Raw genomic sequence first — 18,055 nt, 5'->3', positions numbered from 1 at the left:
ATTACCGTAACACATGGATATCACAGCGCAACCATCGTTACGCGCTCGTGACGAGCCGACGTCTCAGAAGCGGACGACCGCCGCTCCCCAGGTGAATCCGCCACCCATCGCTTCGAGCACCAGCAGGTCGCCCTGCTTGATCCGCCCGTCGCGCACCGCCGTGTCCAGCGCCAGCGGCACCGAGGCGGCAGAGGTGTTGGCATGCTCGTCGACGGTCACGATCACCTTCTCGGGTGCGAGGCCGAGCTTCTTCGCGGTTGCGTCGAGGATGCGGGCATTGGCCTGATGGGGTACCACCCAATCGACATCCGCGGGATCAAGCTTCGCCGCGGTCAGGCTCTCGCCCATCACGGCCGCGAGGTTGACCACCGCGTGGCGGAACACTTCCTTGCCCTTCATCCGCAGCTTGCCGACCGTGCCGGTGGTGGAGGGGCCGCCATCGACATAGAGGAGCTGGTTGTGGCGCCCGTCGGCATGCAGCTTTGCCGCCAGCACGCCGCGCCCGTCGCGCGCCGCCGTCTCCTGCGCCTCGAGCACGATTGCGCCCGCGCCGTCGCCGAACAGCACGCACGTCGCGCGATCCTCCCAGTCGAGGATGCGGCTGAACGTCTCGGCACCGATCACCAGCGCCTTGTTCGCGCTGCCCGCGCGGATCATGCTCTCCGCCACTTGAAGCGCATAGAGGAAGCCCGAGCAGACCGCAGCGACATCGAACGCGACGCAATCGGCGATGCCGAGCGCGGCCTGCACCTTGGTCGCGCTGGCCGGGAAGGTCTGGTCGGGCGTCGCGGTCGCGAGCACGATCAGGTCGATCTCGGCCGCGTCCGTGCCTGCGGCGGCAAGTGCCGCCACTGCCGCATCGGTCGCCAGCGTCGCGGTCGTCTCGCCCTCGGCGGCGATATGGCGGAAGCGGATACCGGTACGCTCGACGATCCATTCGTCGCTCGTGTCCACCTGCTCCGCCAGTTCAGCGTTCGACACGCGGCGCGGCGGGAGCGCCGAACCGGTTCCGATGATCACCGCGCGACGCACCAACTCACTCATGCCGCTTGCGCCTCGAAATTACCCAGATCCTCGGCGATCCGGCGCGTGAGATCGTCACGCACCATCTTCGCCGCAACGCCGATCGCAGTATCCACACCCAGCTCGTTGGCGCTGCCATGGCTCTTCACGACGATGCCGTTGAGGCCGAGGAAGACCGCGCCATTATGATTGTTGGGATCGAGATGATGGCGCAGAAGCTCGGTCGCCGGACGCGAGATCAGGAAACCGATCTTCGAGCGAGTCGAGCTGGCGAAAGCGCGCCGCAGCAGGTCGGCGACGAAGCGCGCGGTGCCCTCGACCGTCTTGAGCGCGATATTGCCGGCAAATCCGTCGCACACGATCACGTCGACATCGCCGCGCGACAGCGCATTGCCCTCGATGAACCCGGTGAACTCGAGCGGCAGGTGAGTCGCGGCGCGCAGCTGCTGCGCCGCGTCTCGGATGATGTCGGTGCCCTTGAGTTCTTCGGTGCCGATATTGAGCAGGGCGACGCGTGGTGCCTGGAGGTCGAGCACGGTGCGCGCATAGGCGGCGCCCATCACCGCGAACTGGATGAGGTTTCGGCTGTCGACTTCGGTGTTGGCGCCGAGATCGAGCATCACGACGTCGTTGGCGCCCAGCGTCGGCATGCGCGCGGCGAGCGCGGGGCGGTCGATCCCGGGCATGGTGCGCAGCGCGAGCTTGGACATCGCCATCAGCGCGCCGGTGTTGCCCGAGGAAACGGCGGCCGCGGCCTCACCTTTCTTCACCAGATCGATGGCGATGCCCATCGAGGTGACCTTGGCACGGCGAATCGCCTGGCTCGGCTTGTCGTCGGCAGTGACGACCTCCGGCGCGTGGACGATCTCCGACGCGGCGGTGAGATTGGGATGGGTCTTGAGGCCTTCGCGAATCGCGGCCTCGTCGCCCACCAGCAGGAAGCGCATCCCGTCGAACCGGCGGCGCGCGCGCGCGACACCGGCGAGCATGACCGCCAGCCCCTCGTCGCCGCCCATCGCATCGACGGCGATCCGCGCGCTGGAGGTCATGGCTGGCAGCCCCTGTACTTCGAGTTCAGCCCTCGACCGAGACGATCTCGCGGCCGTTATAGTGGCCGCAGGCGCCACACAGCGTGTGGGGGCGCTTGAGCTCACCGCAGTTGGAGCATTCCTGGAACGCCTCGACCTTCAGCGCGTCGTGCGCCCGGCGCATGCCACGGCGGCTCGGCGAAACTTTTCTCTTAGGGACGGCCATTTCGGCAACCTTCTTGGATTCGTCGTCAAAAAACTGGATCGCGATACGCCTGGCACGGCGAACGGGCAAGCGCCGAGGAACCGGCACCCGCCGGACCGCCGGTCTGGCCTGTCGCGAAGCGAGCGAGCGCCTATACCGATTTTCGGCCAAGTTGCAAGGCGGCGCGCGGCGTGGCAGCGAAGGCGGGTCAAAACGGGGGAACCGACTTCATGGACGCGATCATCCTGCCCGTGGCGCTCGCCACCACTGCCGCCTGCGCGCTGATCAACCTGTGGCTTGCATTCCGGGTGGGAATCGTGCGGCGATCGGAGAAGATCTCGATTGGCGACGGCGGCAGCGAAAAGCTGACCGCCCGGATGCGCGCGCAGCTCAATTTCGCCGAATATGCCCCGATCGTCCTGATCCTGATCGCGCTGATCGAGCTCGCGGTCGGCACGGTGGATTGGCTGTGGGCGGTCGCAGTGGTGTTCGTCGCCGCGCGCATCCTGCATCCGTTCGGGATGGACGGCTGGCGCCCGGGCCGCGCGATCGGCATCCTGCTGACCTTCCTGATCATCGCCGGTCTCGGGCTCTATGCCGCGAGCATCCCGTTCCTGAGCTTCGGCGAGACCGAGACGATCGAGCTGATCCAGCCCACCGGTTAGGCCGCGAGCCACGCCCGCAGCAGCGAATGTGCGATCGCGTAAGGCGGCGGCGCGCCGAAGCGGGCATCGGGGGCGCCGTCAAGCGCGGCGCGCACTTCGTCCCGTGTGGCCCAGATCGCGTCCTCGAGTTCGTTCGTATCCAGCGTGATCGCGTCATCCTCCGCGGTCGCGATGCACGCGATCATCAGCGAGGAGGGAAAGGGCCAGGGCTGGCTGGCAACGTAGCGAATGTTGCGCACAACGACGCCGGCTTCCTCGAGCGTCTCGCGCGCGACTGCTTCCTCGATCGATTCGCCGACCTCGACGAACCCGGCCAGTGCCGAATAGCGTCCCGGCGGCCAGGCCGGGCCGCGGCCCAGCAGGACTCGGCCGCCATGCTCGGCGAGCATGATCACAACCGGATCGGTGCGCGGGAAATGCTCCGCCGCGCAGCTCGGGCAACGCCGCGCCCAGCCGGCGCGGAACAGCTCGGTCGGGTTGCCGCAAGCCGGGCAGAAGCCGTGACGCTGGTGCCAGTCGACCAGGCTGCGTGCGCAAGCATAGAGGCCGGCCTGATCGGCGGGCATCAGCCCGAGCATCTGGAAGAGGGCGGGCGACCGGAGATTACCGTGCCGCTCGCCCATCGCCAGCGGGGCAAAATGCGGCTTGCCATCGATATAGCCGAGGAACAGCGGCTCGCGCCCCTCGGGCAGGTCGGCAAGGCTGGTCCAGACCAGGCGACCCTCGCCGTCGAGCTCCGGTTCGAGGCCGTTCAGCCTGAGCAGCCGCGCGCGCCAGTCGCCGAGCGCCGCGGCCAGCGCAGCAGGATCGTTGCGTTCGCGATCGGCGCGATCGAGCACCGCGCCAGTGAATCCGACCTCAAGCATCCTCAGCGCGCCAGATCGGCATAGACGGCTTTGACCGCGTCCGCGCGCAGCGGCCATTTGTCACTGGGGAAATAGTTGACCATCACCGTCGTGCGCACCTTGTTGACGGGGTCGATCCAGGCGATCGTCCCGGCTGCGCCGCCCCAGCCATAGGTGCCCTTGCCAGGGCCACCCGGCACGCCCGCAAGATAGACCGATCCCCCCGCGCCATAGCCCATTGGCGGCCCGGCATCGCCGCCGCTGCCGCTGGGCGCGCGCTGGAACACCACGCCCTCGGGCAGCAGGTTCGACATGGCGAGCCGTACCGTCGCGGGCTTCATCACCCGGATCCCGTCGAGCACGCCCTCGTTGACCAGCATGTGCAGGAAGCGGTCATAGTCGCGCGCCGACATCACCAGGCCCGCGCCGCCATAAGGAAATGACGGCGGCGACGCGAACACCGAAGCCTTGCCCGGATCGATCGGGATGCGGTTCTCGCCCGTCCAGAGATAGTTGGTGGCGAAGCGGCCGATCTCGCCCGCCGGCACGCTCCAATAAGTCGAGGTCATCTTGAGCGGGCGGAACATCCGCGTCTCGAGGAAGTGCTCGAACGGCAGGCCGCCCGCAACCTCGACCACGCGCGCCAGCACGTCGAGGCCGATCGAATAGCTCCACTTGGTGCCCGGATCGGCGATCAGCGGCAGCGTCGCCACGCGATCGGCGAACGCTTTGAGCGAACCGGGGCGCGTCTTGCGCAGCTCGGTTTCCACCCCAGGATTGAGCGCAGCGGGAACGATCCCCAGCCGCTCATATTCCTTGAGTAGCGGCCCCTTGGTGACGATCGTGTAGCCGAGGCCGGCGGTGTGGGTGAGGAGGTGCCGAACCGTGAGCGGCCGCGCCGCGGGACGCGTGTCAAGGCTGTTCGCCGGATCGGTCAGCACCTTCATCGACTTGAAGCCGGGGATGAAGTCGCCGACCGGCTGGTCGAGCTTGAGCTTGCCGTCCTCGATCAGCATCATCGCGGCGATGCCGGTGATCGGCTTGGTCATCGAATAGACCCGCCACAGCGAATCCGGGCCGGCCCTGGCCGCGCCCTCCTCGTCGGCGATCCTGCCCGCGGCGGCGAAGTTCGGGGGGCGGTCGCCCTTGGCATAGGCGATGACGATGCCGGGAGTCTTGCGGTCGGCGACATAGGCGCGGGCGAGCGCCGGAACGGCGTCGGCGGCGACCGTGACGTCTTGCACGGGCGGCGAGACGACCGCTTGGCCGAACGCCCCCGACACCGCGACGATCGCGAGCGCGGCAGCGCCGCCGGCCAGCCAGAATGTCTTCATCCCATCCTCCGAATTGCTGCGACCGCCTTGGCGAACAGGGTCGGAAGCCCCGCCGAGTCGAGCTCGGCGATCGGCCACCACTCGCCGTCGGCCGACGCAATGTGGCGGCCGATCGTTGCGGTCGCAAGCGCGCCGACCAGCTCGAAATGCGTGAAGCCGTGGGTAACGGTGTCGTTCCGGAGGGTCCAATCCGCGGTGAACGGGGCATCCGCAAGCACCGGCGGAGCATCGGCCCAGGGACCGGTGGGCAGCGCGCGCATGCCGCCGAGCAACCCCTTGGCGGGACGGCGGACGAGCAGCACCTGCCCGTCGCGCTCCGCCCAGAAGAAAGTGCCATAGCGCACCGGCCGCGCGCGCTTCGGCGCCTTGACCGGATAGGCCTCGGGCCTCCCATCCGCCCGCGCGTCGCAGCGATCGGCGAGCGGGCAGAGCAGGCATCTGGGCGAGCGTGGGGTGCAGATGGTGGCGCCGAGATCCATCATCGCCTGCGCGAAATCGCCCGCGCGCTCGGCGGGGGTGATCGAATTGGCGAGATCGCGGATGCGCGGCTTCGCGCCCGGCAACGGGTCGGGACAAGCGAACAGCCGCGCCACCACGCGCTCGACATTGCCGTCGACCACGACCGCGCGCTGCCCGAAGGCGATCGCCGCCACCGCCGCCGCGGTATAGGGGCCGAAGCCCGGCAGCTTGCGCAGCTCGACCTCGGTGGACGGAAGCTTGCCATCATGCTCGCTCGCGACGGCGCGCGCCGCGGCGAGCAGATTGCGGGCGCGGGCATAATAGCCGAGGCCCGCCCAAGCGCTCATCAGCTCGGCATCGTCCGCCGCGGCGAGGCGCTCGAAGTCGGGCCAGCGCGCGGTGAACTTCTCGAAATAGGGGATCACCGTGGCGACCTGGGTCTGCTGCAGCATCACCTCCGACAGCCACACGCGATAGGGATCGGGCGGCGGCGTGCCCGGAGCGGCGCGCCATGGGAGCACGCGGGCATTCGCATCGTACCAGGCGAGCAGCGGCGCGGAGACCTGCTTATCCCCGGAGACCTGCTTGGCGATGTCGCGAGAAACATTGTCGGGCACCGCCCGGCTATGGCATGGACTGGCGGGATGAGTAAGCCGCGTGCCACGACCGAGGAGCCGAAACGCAGCAACCGCCTTCGTCCGGTGGCGGAGCTGGTGCCCGATGTCGGCCGCGTCGCGTTCCGCAAGTTCGGCTTCGTGCAGAGCGCGGTGGTGCGCCGCTGGAGCGAGATCGTCGGCGAACGTTATGCCGGCGTGTCGGCGCCCGAATCGATCCGTTTCCCACGCGGGGAGCGGGCGAACGGCGTGCTCAGCCTGGTCGTGCAGGGCGCGCACGCGCCGATGATGCAGCATATCGCGCCCGAGATCATGGAGCGGGTGAACCGCTTCTTCGGCTATCCTGCGGTCGCGCGCGTCGCGATCCGCCAAGGCGAGGTGCCGCGTGCGCCAGCCCCGGCCGCGCCGGCCGCGCCCGCACCGGTTCCGGCGGAGATGGGCGAGAGCCTGCGCGCGATCGCCGATCCCGAGCTGCGCGCGGTGCTCGAGGGGCTCGCCGCGGGGGTCGCCAGCCCTCCGCTCAAGCTTGGAAAGATCAATTGATGCGTCTCGCTCGCCTGTCTCTCGCGCTGTTCGCCGTGCCACTGCTCGCCACCACGGCGCCCGCACAACAGGCCACGCCGGCACCCAAGGCGGCGGCCAAGGCGCCGCAGGTCCGCGACTGGCGCACCCATGTCGTGCAGACCCAGTCGGGCGCGATCCTGACCGGCAATCCCGCAGCCAAGGTCAAGCTGGTCGAGTATCTCAGCTACACCTGCCCGCATTGCGCCCATTTCGTCGCCGAATCGAAGGCGCCGCTGCACGACGATCTCGTCCGCCGCGGGCTGGTGCGGGTCGAGTTCCGCCATGCCGTGCGCGACCCGCTCGACATGGCCGCGGCTTTGCTCGCGCGCTGCACCGGGCCGAAGGGCTTCAGCGGCGCGAGCCAGGCGATCTTCGCGGCGCAGGCGAGCTGGTTCGAGCAGGGCCGCACCTGGTGGCAGGCCAATGCCGCGGGGCTCCAGTCGCAACCCGGGCTGGCGCGCCTCAAGGCGGCGGCGAACGGATCGGGCCTCACCGCGCTGATGCAGAAGCGCGGGATGAGCGCGGCTGCGATCAACCAGTGCTTCGCGGCGCCGGGCGACCTCAACAAGGTGGCCGCGATGACCAAGGCGGCGTGGGGCACGATCAAGGGCACGCCGAGCTTCACGATCAACGGCAAGGCCGGGGGCGGCAGCGACTGGGCCGCGCTCGAACCCGAATTGCGCGCCGCGGGGGCGCGTTGAACGGATTTTCGACTGGAGAGACGAACTGATGCGTATAGCGATTGGCCTGGCTTCGGCGATGATCCTGGCGGGCTGCGGCGGCAGCGAGAGCGGCAACAGCAGCACGCCCGCGGCGCCGGCTGCGCCGGTGGCCGGCACGGCGGCGCCGGCCGGCACCCAATGGACCGACACGGTCGAGAAGACCGCCGAGGGCGGCTTCCGCATGGGCAACCCCAATGCGCCGATCAAGCTGATCGAATATGGCTCACGCACCTGCGGCCATTGCGCCGCCTTCGCGGTGACCGGGATGGAGCCGCTCAAGGCCTATGTCGCGAGCGGCAAGGTGAGCTTCGAGTTCCGCGACTTCCTGCTCAACCCGATCGACCTCGGCGCCGCGCTGCTCGGCCAGTGCGCCGGCCCCGGCCCGTTCTTCGCGATCATGGACCAGATGTACGAGCAGCAGCGCACCTTGCTCGAGAACGGGCCCAAGGAAGGCGATCCCTTCCTCCAGCAGGTCGAGACGATGGCTCCGGCGCAGCGCACCGCGGCGCTGGCCGAGCGCTTCGGCTATCTCGGCTTCGTCCAGCAGCGCGGCGTGCCCGAGGCACAGGCGCGCCAGTGCCTGGCCGACCAGAAGGCGATCGATGCGCTGGTCAAGAGCAACGAGGCCGCGGCCAAGGAATACAACATCCCCGGCACGCCGACCTTCATCCTCAACGGCAAGGTGCTCGAGAATACCGGCACCTGGCCGCAGGTCGAAGCGGCGCTCAAGGCCGCGGGCGCCTGATCGGGTAAGCCGGGGGGCGGGTCGCACAAAGATGCAGATCAAGCGGCTCCGCCTCACCGGATTCAAGAGCTTCGTCGACCCCGCCGACCTGCGCATCGAACCCGGCCTGACCGGCATCGTCGGCCCGAACGGCTGCGGCAAGTCCAACCTACTCGAAGCGCTGCGCTGGACGATGGGCGAGAACAGCGCCAAGTCGATGCGCGGCGCCGGGATGGAGGACGTGATCTTCGCGGGTACCGCGACGCGGCCGCAGCGCGACTTCGCCGAAGTCTCGATCCTTGCCGAACAGGCCGGCGGCGAGGCGGATGGCGAGATCGAGATCGTCCGCCGGATCGAGCGGGGCGCGGGATCGGCCTATCGCATCAACGGGCGCGACGTGCGCGCCAAGGACGTGGCGCTGCTGTTCGCCGATTCCGCGACCGGCGCGCACTCGCCGGCGCTGGTGAGCCAGGGACGGATCGGCGCGATCATCCAGGCCAAGCCCGGCGAGCGGCGGCAGATGCTGGAGGAGGCGGCGGGCATCTCGGGCCTGCACGTGCGGCGCAAGGATGCCGAGCAGAAATTGCGCGCGACCGAGGCCAATCTGACGCGGCTCGACGAGGTGATCTCCGACCAGGAGATGCGCGCGACGGCGCTCAAGCGGCAAGCGCGGCAGGCCGAGCGGTATCGCGAGCTTTCGGAGAGGATCCGCACCGCCGAAGGGCGGATGATCTTCGCGCGCTGGCGCGACGCCGCGGCGGCGGCGGACGCGGCGAAGAAGGAGGCGGCTGCGGCCGAGGCGCTGGTCGCCGAGCGGACTGCGGCGCAGGAAGCCGTGCTGGCAACGCAGCAGGAAATGGCGGAAAAGCTGGCCTCGGCGCGCGCTGCGGCGCTGGCGGTGCGCGACCGCGCGAGCGAAGCGATGCACGCGCTCGCGGGGCTGCGCAGCGAGCGGGCCAGCGCCGAGCGGCGGATCGCCGAGCTGGCCGAAAGCGCGGCGCGGCTCGAGGCGGACAAGGGGCGCGAGGGCGCGCTGGCGCACGACGCCGCGGAAGCGCTGGCGCGGCTGGGCGACGAGGCCGCGGCGCTGGAGATTCGCATCAAGGATGCGGAAGCGCGGATGCCCTCGCTCGAAACGACGCTGGCGAAGGCGGAAAGCGAGTCGCGCGATGCCGAGGTCGCGTTGGCGCAGGCCTTGTCCGCTCAGGCGAGCGAGGCGGCGGAGGCGCGCGTGGCGGATGCGGCGTTCGCCGCGGCACGAACGCGGGTCGAACGTGCCGAGCGCGACGCGGCGCGCATCGCCGCCGAGATCCACGCGCTTGGAGATCCCGCGCCGCTCAAGGAAGCCCGGACCAGGGCCGCGGACGAGAAGGCCCGGGCCGAGCGCCAGGCCGAAACCGCGCGCACCGGCCTCGCGCGTGCCGACGCGACCGAGCGCGGCGCGATCGAGACGCGGACGCGGGCGCAGACCACGCGCGCGGGTGCGCATGCCGAGCTGGCGCAGCTCGACAGCGAGGCGGCGGCGCTGGCCAAGGCGACGCGGCCGAGCGGCAAGGACCGGCTGCTCGACAAGCTCAAGGTGGATCCGGGCTATGAGCGCGCGCTGGCGGCGGCGCTGGGCGACGATCTGGAGGCCGGGCTCGACCCCGCCGACGAGCGGCACTGGGCGGGCGCGGAGACACAAAAGAGCGACCCCGGCGCGGCGGCCGGCACCACACCGCTGGCGCGCCATGTCGAGGCACCCGCGGCGCTCGCGCGGCGGCTGGCGCAGGTGCTGGTGGCGGAGCGCGACGAGGGCCAGCCGCTCGCCGTCGGGCAGAGGCTGGTGACGCTGGCCGGGGTGCTGCGGCGCTGGGACGGCTATGTCGCGAAGAGCGGCGGGGCGGCGGCGGCCGAGCGGCTCGAACGCGTCAACCGGCTGCGCGCGATCGAGAAGGCGCGACCGGCGGCGGTGCGTGCGGTCGATGCCGCGGACGCCGAGCTGGCGCGAATCGAGGGCGACATCGCCGAGGCGCGGCGCGCGGCGGCGGAGTGCAAGCGGCTGCTCGACCATAGCGACAATGCCGCGCGCGAGGCGGCGCGGGCCGAGGACCGCGCGGCGGCGGCGATCGAGCGGCTCGACGCACAGCGCGCCGACATGGAAGCGCGGCGCGCACGCAGCGCCGCCGAGCTCGAGGAAGCCAATGGCGAGCTCGCGCGCGCCGAGACCGCGCGTGCGGCCCTGCCCGACGGCAGCGCGACACGCGCGAAAGTCGCCGCGCTGACCGGCGAGGCGGAGGCCAAGCGCAATGCGGCGGCCAATGCGCGCGCCGAGCGCGGCAATCTGGAGCGCGACATTGCGAGCGCGCGCGAGCGGCTGGCGGCAGCGCAGGCTGAGAGCAAGGGCTGGAAAGCGCGGGCGGGCGAGGCGGCGAAGCGGATCGCGGAGATGGACGCGCGCGCCGTCGAGCTGGCGCAGGCAGCGGAGGCGCTCAGGGACAAGCCCGCCGAGCTCGATGCCGCGATCGAACAGGCCGAGAAGGCCAACGAGGAAGCGCGCATCGAGAGCGCCGCGGCGCAGCTCGCCGAACGCGACGCCGAGGGCGCGCTGCGCGAGACCGAGGCGGGGATGCGCGCCGCGGGCGAGGCGCTGGCCGAGGCGCGCGAGGCGCGTGCGGGCGCGGTGGCGCGGCACGAGAATCACGAGCTGCGCCGCGTCGAGATGGGCCGCATGTCGGGCGAGCGCTTCGAATGCCCGCCCCCGCTGCTGCCCGAGCGCGCGGGCTTCGCCGCGGACAGCGTGCGCGACCCGCAGGAGGAGTCCGCGGCGCACGACCGGCTCAACGCCGAGCGCGAACGGATCGGGCCGGTCAACCTCGTCGCCGAGAGCGAGCTGGCCGAGCTGACCACCACCGCCGAGGCCAATGCCCGGGAGCGCGACGAGCTGATCCAAGCGGTGCACCGGCTGCGCGGGAGCATCGGCACGCTCAACCGCGAGGGCCGGCAGCGGCTGCTCGCGGCGTTCGAGGCGGTCGACCAGCATTTCCGGCGGCTGTTCACGACCTTGTTCAATGGCGGACAGGCGCATCTGGAACTGGTCGATTCGGACGACCCGCTCGAGGCCGGGCTCGAGATCATGGCGCAGCCGCCGGGCAAGAAGCTGCAGTCGCTGACCTTGCTCTCGGGCGGCGAGCAGGCGCTGACCGCGGTGGCGCTGATCTTTGCGCTGTTCCTGACCAATCCGGCGCCGATCTGCGTGCTCGACGAAGTCGACGCGCCGCTCGACGACGCCAATATCGAGCGGTTCTGCGACCTGCTCGACGCGATGACGCGCGAGACCGCGACGCGCTACCTGATCGTCACCCACAATGCCGCGACGATGAGCCGGATGCACCGCCTGTTCGGCGTGACCATGGTCGAACGGGGGGTGAGCCGGCTGGTGTCGGTGGACCTGGGTGGGGCGGAATCGCTGCTCGCCGCCGAATAGCGACAGCGTGAAGCGCATCGGAGAGGATCGAATGAAACTGCTCCTGACAACCTTGTCAGCGATCGCGCTGGCCGCACCGGCGGCGGCGCAGGTGCGGGCGCTCGACAATGGTGTCGAGGTCGCGCGGGGGCAGATGGCGGTGCGGGTGACGGCGCTGACGCCCTCGATCCTGCGCGTGCGGCTGGCCGATGGCGGCGAATGGCCCGAGGATGCGAGCTGGGCAGTGCCCACCGAGGTGCGGGCGAAGAGGGTGAAGGTCAACGCGGCACCGGACGGGTTCGCGACCGAGGCACTGCGCGTGAGCGTCGATCCGAAGACGCTGCAGGTGACGGTGCGCGACCCCGCCGGCAAGGTGATCGTGCGCGATGCCTATTCGCCGGTGATCGGACCCGGGGGCGGGTTCGGAATGGGCAAGGACATGCCCATGGGCGAGCGCTACTACGGCCTGGGCGACAAGACCGGGCCGTTCGATCGGCGCGGGGCGAGCTATGTCCACTGGAACACCGACACGTTCGGCTATGGGCGCGAGACCGACCCGACCTACAAGTCGATCCCCTTCTATGTCGCGACCGGCGGCGAAGGCGGCAGCTACGGCCTGTTCCTCGACAATCCGACGCGCAGCTGGTTCGATTTCGGGCATCGCCATGATGGCGACCTCGAGATCGGCGCGCCCGAGGGGCCGGCCGACTATTATCTGATCGCCGGGCCGAGCATGGCCGAGGTGGTGCGGCGCTATCACGACCTCACCGGCAAGGCGCCGCTGATCGCGCCCTGGGGACTCGGCTACCAGCAGTCGCGCTACAGCTACATGTCCGACACCGAGGTGCGCGAAATCGCGGGGCGGCTGCGCAAGGACAAGATCCCGGCGGACGTGATCTGGCTCGACATCGACTTCCAGGACCGCAACCGACCCTTCACCACCAACGCCAGAACCTTTCCCGATCTGCCCAGACTGGCGCACGACCTGAAGGTCGACGGGTTCGGGCTGGTTGCGATCACCGACCTGCATATCGCGCACGCGCCCGACCAGAATTATGCGCCGTACGACAGCGGCGTCGCGGGCAATCACTTCCTGCGCACCGGAAAGGGCGAGACCTATGTCGCGCCGGTGTGGCCGGGGCCCTCGGTCTTCCCCGACTTCACGCGCAAGGCGTCGCGCGACTGGTGGGGCGGACTGTACAAGGACTTCGTCGCGGCGGGGATTGCGGGCTTCTGGAACGACATGAACGAGCCGGCGATCTTCGAGACGCCGAGCAAGACCATGCCGCTCGACAATATCCACCGCATCGACGGCGACGGGTTCGCGACGCGCGAGGCGGCGCACAGCGAAGTCCACAATGTCTATGGCATGCAGAACAGTCGGGCGACCTTCGAGGGGCTCAGGAAACTCGACCCCGAGGCGCGCCCGTTCGTAATGACGCGCGCCACCTATGCCGGGGGCCAGCGCTATGCGGTGACCTGGACCGGGGACAACAATGCGACCTGGGATCATTTGAAGCTCTCGGTCCAGCAGCTCGTCAGCCTCGGCCTGTCGGGCTTTTCCTATTCGGCGGCGGATATCGGGGGATTCACCGGCGGGCCCAGTCCCGAACTGCTGACGCGCTGGATCCAGATCGGTGCCTTCACCCCGGTGATGCGCGTCCATGCCGCCAAGGACACGCCGCGCAGTGAGCCATGGGTCGACGGGCCGGAGCACCTTGCCCTCAGGCGCAAGGCGATCGAGGAACGTTACCGGCTGTTTCCCTATCTCTATGCCGTGGCCGAGCAGCAGGCGCGGACGGGCGACCCGATCGTGCGGCCGGTGTTCTACGACTTTGCCGCGTCAGGCTGCGATTCGCCGATGAGCTTCACGCTCGGCGGCGACCTGCTGGTGGCGGCGTCGCCCAAGCCCGAATCGCCGCAGCCCTATGACGTGTGCCTGCCCAAGGGCGGGTGGTACGATTACTGGAGCGGGCGCAAGGTGACGGCGAAAGCCGGGGAGAAAGCGGACAGCGTGGGCGAGACGCCGCGAATCGACCGCTTGCCCGTGTTCGTACGCGCGGGGACGATCCTGCCGCGCCAGCCCTTGGTGCAGAGCCTGCGCGAAACGCCCAGGGGCGCGCTGGAGCTCGCCATCTATCCGGGGCCGGATTGCGGCGGCACGCTCTATCTCGACGACGGCAAGGCGCGCGCGATCGAGCGCGGCGCCTATCTGCGCCAGAGCTTCCGTTGCGCCGAGACGGCGGAGGAACTGCGGATCGAGCTCGGCGCGCGCGAGGGAAGGTGGAAACCGTGGTGGCGCGAGTTCAGGGTGACGATCCATGGCCCGGCGGGTACCGGCACCGTGCGGCTGGACAAGCGGGGGGTTGCTGCGGTGCATGACGAGGCGGCGGAAACGCTGACCTTCCTCATCCCCGATACGGGCACGGCAGCCCGCGTGACCGTGGCGGCGCGTTGATCCCGGCCCGCCCTTCCCGCGCGCGGCTGACCCTGTTCGCCTTCGGGGACTTCGCGTTCAATCTCTACTGGCAGAGCGCGATGCTCTTCCTGCTGTTCTATTATACCGACGCGCTCGGCCTGCCGGTCCGCGCGGCGGCGGCGATCTTCATGGCGGCGTCGGTGTGGGACGGCATCGCCAACTTCGCCGCCGGGGTGCTCGCCGACCGGCGCGAGCCCAAAGGCGGGCTCGGGCGGCTGGTGGCGATCGGCGGCATTCCGCTGGGGCTGGGGTTCGTGCTCGCCTGGCTGCCGCCGCTGGCGCCGGGCTGGTGGGGCATGGTTGGGGTCTTTGCCGGCCATATCGCGTTCCGCACCGCCTATGCCTTCATCAACCTGCCCTATCTCGCGATGAGCGCGCGGGTGAGCGCGGACAGCGGCGACCGCGCCTATGTCGCGGGCGTGCGGATGCTGTCGGGGACGCTGGCGGCGGTGGTGGTGGCGCTGGGCACCGTGCGGCTGGGCGCGGCGCTGCTGGGGACGAAAGCGGCGGCGAACGCCTATCTCGGTGCGGCGATGCTGTTCGCGGTGGCAGGGGCGGCGATCCTCGCCTGGGTGGGCCTCAGCTATCGCGAGGCGGACGTGCCCGAGCGGCGCGCGCCGGTGCCGGTCTGGACCGCACTCAAGAGCATCGCCGCCAACCGCGCCTTCGTCACGCTCAACCTCGCGATGATGGCGATGATCGTGGCGGTGACGATCCTCAACAAGTCGGTGCTCTATTATTTCAAGTATTTCCTGGGCGACGAGGGCGGCGGGCAGCTGGCGCTGGCGTCGATGAGCGTGGTGAGCGCGGTATCGGTGCCGCTGTGGATGCTGCTCCAGCGGCGGCTGGGGACGCGAGCGCTGTGGTTCCTTGCGGCAGTGCTGGCGATGGTGGGGCTCGCGGCCTTCGCGGCGTTCGACATCCACCGCGCGGGGGTGATGCAGGCCTATCTCATGGCGATGCAGGCGATGATCGTGGGCTTGAACTTCGTCTTCTGGGCGATGCTGCCCAATACGATCGAATATGGCGAGCAGCGCACGGGCCTTCGCGTCGAGGGCGCCGTGTTCGGGATGGCGGCGCTGCTGCAGCGCGTGGCGATCGGGATGGCGACGGCGATCCTGGGGCTGGGGTTCGAGCGCGCGGGCTATGTCGCCAATGTCGCGCAGAGCGATTCAACGCTGAGCGCGATGCGGCTGACGATCGCGCTGGTGCCGCTCGCGTTTCTCGCGCTGTCTTGCGTGCTGATGGCGATGAATCCGCTGGGGCGCGGGGCACATGCGCGGATCGTCAAGGACTTGCGCGGGTAGCGCTCCTCCCCGCCAGGGGGAGGTGTCAGCGCAGCTGACGGAGGGGGCGGATCGCGATACGCCCCCCGATAATATACCGCCGCCCTCCCCCTCCGTCGCCTTCGGCGCCACCTCCCCCTGGCGAGGGAGGATTCAGCGATCAGAGACTGTCCGGCACCGCCCCGGGGAGGAGGGAAGGGAAGCGGTGCCGGACCCCCGGCGGGCCGGGGAAGCTGGTTCAGGCGGTGAGCGTGAAGGTTGAATGCACGCCTTCGGCCTGGGCCGAGGGGGCGATCCATATATCGAACAGGCCGGGCTCGACGGTCGGCTTGAGCTCGCGGCCGATGAACTCGAGCTGAGGGCGCTTGAGCACGAAGCGGACGGTCTCCGACGCGCCCGGGGCGAGCGCGACCTTGCGGAACGCCTTGAGCTCGCGGACCGGGCGGGTGATGCTCGCCGCGCGGTCGCGGATGTAGAGCTGCACCACCTCCTCCGCCGCGCGCGCCCCCCGGTTGGTGACGGTGGCGGTGAAGGCGATCTCGCCGTCCCAGGCCAGCGTGCCCTGCTGCGGCGTCAGGCCCGCATATTCGATCTTGCCGTAAGTCAGGCCGTGGCCGAACGGATAGAGCGCCGAGTTCGGAATCGAGCGGTAATGCGTCTTGTACTCCTCGAGCTTGGCATCGCTCGGGTTGGGGCGGCCGGTGGGCTTGTGCGCATAATAGAAGGGCTGCTGGCCCGGCTCGCGCGGGAAGCTCATCGGCAGGCGGCCCGAGGGGCTGTGGTCGCCGAACAGCACATCGGCGATCGCATTGCCGCTCTCCGAGCCGAGGAACCAGGTGACGAGGATCGCGGGTGCGTTCTTCACGGCGCCTTCGAGCGCGAGTGCGCGGCCGTTCTTGAGGATGACGATCACCGGCTTGCCGGTCGCGGCGACCGCCTCGGCCAGCCCCTGCTGCGGCGCGGGGACGGTGATGCTGGTGCGCGACTGCGCCTCGCCCGACATGCGCTCGCTCTCGCCGATCGCGAGCAGCACGACGTCGGCGTTGCGCGCCGCGGCGACCGCGGCCTCGATCCCGCCGGGCAGCGGCGCCTCGACCTCCGAGCCCTCGACCACGGTGATGTCGGCGTTCTTGCCGAGCGCGTTGCGCACCCCGGTCTCGAGATCGACGGCGAGCTTGTTGTCGCCATAGACGCACCACGGGCCGTTCAAGTCGTGCTGGCCGGCGGCGAAGGGGCCGATGATCGCGATCTTCTGCCCGCCCTTGCGCAGGGGCAGCACGTCCCCCTCGTTCTTGAGGAGGACGATCGACTTCCGGGCCATCTCGCGCGACAATGCCAGCGTTGTCTTGTTGCGGCTGCGCGCGGCCTCACGCTTCTCGTCGATACGGCGGAAGGGGTCTTCGAACAGGCCGAGCCTGGCCTTGATCGCCAGCACCTTGCGCACCGACGCGTCGAGCCGCTCCATCGGCACCTCGCCCTTCTCGACCAGGTCGGGCAGATGGTCGCGGTAGAAGCCGCTGGTCATGCTCATGTCGACCCCGGCCATGAAGGCGAGCTTGGTCGCCTCGCGCGCGTCGGCGGCGAAGCCGTGCGCGATCATCTCCATGTCGCCGGTGTAGTCGGACACGACGAAACCCTGATAGCCCCACTCGTCGCGCAGCACCTTGCGCATCAGCCACTCGTTGCCGGTCGCGGGAATGCCCGACAGCTCGTTGAACGAGGCCATCGCCGACAGCGCGCCGGCGTCGAACGCGGACTGGAAGGGCGGGAAATAGACTTCGCGCAGCGTGCGCTCCGAGACGTCGACGGTGTTGTAGTCGAGCCCGGCCTCGGCCGCGCCATAGGCGGCGAAATGCTTGGCGCAGGCCAGCATCGTGTCGGTCGCCTTGAGGCTGGCGCCCTGGAAGCCGCGCACGCGTGCGGCGGCGAAGAGGTTGCCGAGATGCACGTCCTCGCCCGCGCCCTCCATGGTGCGGCCCCAGCGCTGGTCGCGCGAGATGTCGACCATCGGCGCGAAGGTCCAGTCGATGCCCGCGGCGGCGGCCTCCCAGGAGGCGGCCTTGGCGGTCTTCTCGGCCAGCGCAGGCTCGAAGCTCGCGGCCTCGCCGACCGGCACGGGGAAGATGGTGCGGTGGCCGTGGATGATGTCGGCGGCGAAGATCAGCGGGATCTTGAGCCGCGACTCCCTGACCGCGGCAGTCTGCATGATCCGGCACATATGCGTGCCGCTGCCGTTGAACACGCCGGTGAGCATGCCCTTGCGGACTTCCTCCACCTGCTGGTCGAAATTGGCGTTCGAACCACTCGCCGGGTTGACCACGGTGCTGCCGCCCCAGGCCGACGCCATCAGGCTGAGCTGGCCGGCCTTCTCGGCCAGCGTCATCTTCGCGACCAGCGCATCGATGAAGGCGGGCACCTCGACATTCGCCGCCTGGGCCATCAGCGCACGCGCCGGGCTGTGCAGCCACGCCGCGATCGCGCCCGCGCCCATCAGCGCCGCGCGGCGGGAAATCCGGGTGTCGAGCATCTCTTGTCCTCTCCTGAGCGCATCGCGCCGAACCATGACGCGAGGAATGCGAATGGAACGCCGCCCCATTTGCAAGGCCCCCTTTTCCCGGCCTCGGTTTCAGGCCCCGGTTTTGGGGTTGTCGCGGCAAACCGT

At 69.8% G+C, this 18,055-nt stretch carries 14 protein-coding genes; 7 read left to right on the top strand and 7 right to left on the bottom strand.

The window, feature by feature from the left end; all coding sequences use genetic code 11:
- Positions 1 to 63: 63 nt before the first annotated feature.
- From ACO227_RS07225 to rpmF, 3 genes are read right to left on the bottom strand one after another with little or no spacing between them, the layout of a single operon-like run.
- On the bottom strand, positions 64 to 1,044 hold the full coding sequence (locus tag ACO227_RS07225) for a beta-ketoacyl-ACP synthase III (RefSeq protein WP_423606459.1): 981 nt from the start codon (positions 1,042 to 1,044) through the stop codon (positions 64 to 66).
- Positions 1,041 to 2,072: a phosphate acyltransferase PlsX gene (gene plsX / locus ACO227_RS07220; RefSeq protein ID WP_423606457.1), complete on the bottom strand. Its 1,032-nt coding sequence runs from the start codon at positions 2,070 to 2,072 to the stop codon at positions 1,041 to 1,043. Before plsX ends, ACO227_RS07225 begins: the two co-directional genes overlap by 4 nt.
- A gap of 25 nt (positions 2,073 to 2,097) precedes the next feature.
- The gene (gene rpmF / locus ACO227_RS07215; RefSeq protein WP_423607297.1) at positions 2,098 to 2,277 is read right to left on the bottom strand and encodes a 50S ribosomal protein L32; all 180 of its coding nucleotides are present in this window, start codon (positions 2,275 to 2,277) and stop codon (positions 2,098 to 2,100) included.
- Between the two features lie 209 nt (positions 2,278 to 2,486).
- Here rpmF and ACO227_RS07210 point away from each other — a divergent pair, with 209 nt between their 5' ends.
- Positions 2,487 to 2,921 carry an MAPEG family protein gene (locus ACO227_RS07210; protein ID WP_423606456.1) on the top strand — a complete coding sequence of 145 codons (435 nt, stop codon included), beginning with the start codon at positions 2,487 to 2,489 and terminating at the stop codon, positions 2,919 to 2,921.
- Here the strand turns inward: ACO227_RS07210 and nudC are convergent.
- From nudC to mutY, 3 genes are read right to left on the bottom strand one after another with little or no spacing between them, the layout of a single operon-like run.
- Positions 2,918 to 3,787, bottom strand: coding sequence for an NAD(+) diphosphatase (gene nudC / locus ACO227_RS07205; protein ID WP_423606454.1), 870 nt, complete (start codon positions 3,785 to 3,787; stop codon positions 2,918 to 2,920). The genes ACO227_RS07210 and nudC overlap by 4 nt on opposite strands.
- Positions 3,788 to 3,789: 2 nt before the next feature.
- Positions 3,790 to 5,100: a serine hydrolase domain-containing protein gene (locus ACO227_RS07200; protein WP_423606453.1), complete on the bottom strand. Its 1,311-nt coding sequence runs from the start codon at positions 5,098 to 5,100 to the stop codon at positions 3,790 to 3,792.
- Positions 5,097 to 6,176 carry an A/G-specific adenine glycosylase gene (mutY, locus tag ACO227_RS07195; protein WP_423606451.1) on the bottom strand — a complete coding sequence of 360 codons (1,080 nt, stop codon included), beginning with the start codon at positions 6,174 to 6,176 and terminating at the stop codon, positions 5,097 to 5,099. Before mutY ends, ACO227_RS07200 begins: the two co-directional genes overlap by 4 nt.
- A 27-nt stretch (positions 6,177 to 6,203) precedes the next feature.
- On the opposite strand from mutY, the gene ACO227_RS07190 reads away from it, so the two are divergent.
- Genes ACO227_RS07190 through ACO227_RS07165 form a run of 6 tightly spaced genes read left to right on the top strand, consistent with a single transcriptional unit; the run spans position 6,204 to position 15,414 of the window.
- On the top strand, positions 6,204 to 6,716 hold the full coding sequence (locus ACO227_RS07190; RefSeq protein ID WP_423606449.1) for a DUF721 domain-containing protein: 513 nt from the start codon (positions 6,204 to 6,206) through the stop codon (positions 6,714 to 6,716).
- The gene (locus ACO227_RS07185) at positions 6,716 to 7,438 is read left to right on the top strand and encodes a DsbA family protein (protein WP_423606447.1); all 723 of its coding nucleotides are present in this window, start codon (positions 6,716 to 6,718) and stop codon (positions 7,436 to 7,438) included. The genes ACO227_RS07190 and ACO227_RS07185 overlap by 1 nt, the downstream gene beginning before the upstream one ends.
- Positions 7,439 to 7,466: 28 nt before the next feature.
- On the top strand, positions 7,467 to 8,204 hold the full coding sequence (locus ACO227_RS07180; RefSeq protein ID WP_423606445.1) for a thioredoxin domain-containing protein: 738 nt from the start codon (positions 7,467 to 7,469) through the stop codon (positions 8,202 to 8,204).
- 31 nt (positions 8,205 to 8,235) lie between these two features.
- Entirely contained in the window at positions 8,236 to 11,649 is a 3,414-nt protein-coding gene (gene smc / locus ACO227_RS07175) for a chromosome segregation protein SMC (RefSeq protein WP_423606443.1), read from the top strand.
- Positions 11,650 to 11,680: 31 nt separating this feature from the next.
- Positions 11,681 to 14,086: a TIM-barrel domain-containing protein gene (locus ACO227_RS07170; protein ID WP_423606442.1), complete on the top strand. Its 2,406-nt coding sequence runs from the start codon at positions 11,681 to 11,683 to the stop codon at positions 14,084 to 14,086.
- Entirely contained in the window at positions 14,083 to 15,414 is a 1,332-nt protein-coding gene (locus tag ACO227_RS07165; protein WP_423606440.1) for an MFS transporter, read from the top strand. The genes ACO227_RS07170 and ACO227_RS07165 overlap by 4 nt, the downstream gene beginning before the upstream one ends.
- A gap of 217 nt (positions 15,415 to 15,631) precedes the next feature.
- On the opposite strand, the gene ACO227_RS07160 is transcribed toward ACO227_RS07165, so the two are convergent.
- On the bottom strand, positions 15,632 to 17,920 hold the full coding sequence (locus ACO227_RS07160; RefSeq protein ID WP_423606438.1) for a glycoside hydrolase family 3 N-terminal domain-containing protein: 2,289 nt from the start codon (positions 17,918 to 17,920) through the stop codon (positions 15,632 to 15,634).
- Between the last annotated feature and the right edge of the window lie 135 nt (positions 17,921 to 18,055).

The sequence above is a fragment of the Sphingomonas sp. MS122 genome (assembly GCF_049532975.1).
Taxonomy (GTDB): Bacteria; Pseudomonadota; Alphaproteobacteria; order Sphingomonadales; family Sphingomonadaceae; genus Sphingomonas.
Note: the sequence above shows the minus strand (reverse complement) of the source record. Positions and strands in the feature narration are given on the sequence as shown.